The 1,546-nt window shown below is 70.9% G+C and carries 2 protein-coding genes; both read right to left on the reverse strand.

The features are described from left to right. The coding region (locus R1101_RS0123195; RefSeq protein WP_016935574.1) for an LppA family lipoprotein at positions 1-447 on the reverse strand (447 nt) is incomplete at its 3' end. Next, positions 444-1,546: alpha/beta hydrolase (locus R1101_RS0123200; RefSeq protein ID WP_016935575.1), on the reverse strand; the 1,103-nt coding region annotated here is incomplete at its 5' end. The genes R1101_RS0123195 and R1101_RS0123200, both read right to left, overlap by 4 nt.

Raw genomic sequence — 1,546 nt, forward strand, 5'->3', positions numbered from 1 at the left:
ACTTCCGAAGGTGATGTACGAGCCGTCGGCCGCGAACATCCGGAGGACGAGGCCCGTATCGGGCGGAAGTACGTGCCGGCCGTGGAAGCCGGCCCGCGCCGCTGTGTCCTCGAAGATGCCGGCGGCACGATCGAGTTCGTCCACCGGCACGGGCCGCGCCGAGCCGTGGATCGGAAGGTGCACCGTCAGACCCGAGGTGCCGTCGGGCAGCGTGCATCCCGCGGTGGTGCTCGAATACTTCTGTTCGAATCGGACCCCGGGGAACTCGGCGGACAGTGCGGTGAGGACGTCGCGCTGCACAGCGGTGTAGTACTCGACCGCGCCCGCGCTGGTCGCGGCGATCGGCTCGGGCATCGCGACCGGTGACACCGTGGTGGTGCACGCCGCCACGAGCGGCGTCAGCAGCGCGATGCACAGCCCGGCGCGGATTCTCGGTGTGGCGGTCACGGTGTGCTCCGTTCTGCGGTGCCCGCGACGACACCGGCGATGTGGTGGGAACTCGACGTTCCGGGGACGAGATACGAACTGTGGCCGGTGATGCCCGCGAGCGGGGCACCGGTGGTGGTGGTGCCGGGACCGGCAGGAAGATGCGTCAGGCCGTCGAGGAAGCTGGGGTCGCCGCCGAAGGTGCCCACGTCGGCGACGATGTCGCGGTCGGCTTCGACGAGATAGGCGGAGCCCGCCGGGATCCGCAGGTCGGTCACGTCGGCGGTCCCGATTCCGGGAGCCCCGGCGAACACTGCGGCGTCGACCGCGCCGGTCTCCCTCAGTGCCAGTCCGGAGACCACGGCTCCATAGGAATGCCCGACCGTGGTGATGCGCGGGTCGTCGGGACGCGACGCAGTGATGCCGTCGAGGAAACCGGCCAGCCGGGGTGCGGCGATCCGGGCGGCGAGATCGGAGACGGGACTGCGTTCGGTGAAGGCGAGACCCCAGCCCCATTGAGGGGCTTGGTAGTTCAGCCAGGTGACGGCAGCGACCGCGGGCTCGACGCCCGGGTCGTCGGTGAGGAGGAGCCGAGCGGAGTCGCGCAGTGCCGCGACCTGGGTGTCGTAACCCTGGAGGTTGCCCTGCACGGTCGAACCCGCGCCGGGGACGAAGACGGCCACGTGCTCGGCGGTGTCGACGTCCCCGACTGCGACGGCCGCCATCGCCTCACGTCCGGACAGGTCGAGGGCGAGCAGTTGCCGGTCGCCGTGGGCGAGGGTCGCGTCGATCGCGTCGAGGGCTTCGATCTTCCGCAGCGTCTGCTCCAACCCCGCGTCGGCGTCGGTGAACAATCCCGCGACGCCGGGGAACATCGTGTCGAGTTCGGCCTGCAACTGCGTCGCGACCGATCCGAGCCGGCGGCGTTCGTCGTCGAGCAGAGCGCGATTGGCGAGATCGCGATCGGTAGCCGGGATTCCGTCGAGCGCGCCGATCCGCTCGGGATGTTCGGCGGCCAGCACGGTGCGTACCGTCTCGTCGAGCCCGTGCCACCATCGCGCGACCTCGACGGGGTCGGTGGCCGGATCCGGCAGGGCCGGCAGCGGCAGCGGTCCGGATC

This window comes from Rhodococcus sp. R1101, from assembly GCF_000278445.1.
Classification (GTDB): domain Bacteria; phylum Actinomycetota; class Actinomycetes; order Mycobacteriales; family Mycobacteriaceae; genus Rhodococcus; species Rhodococcus gordoniae.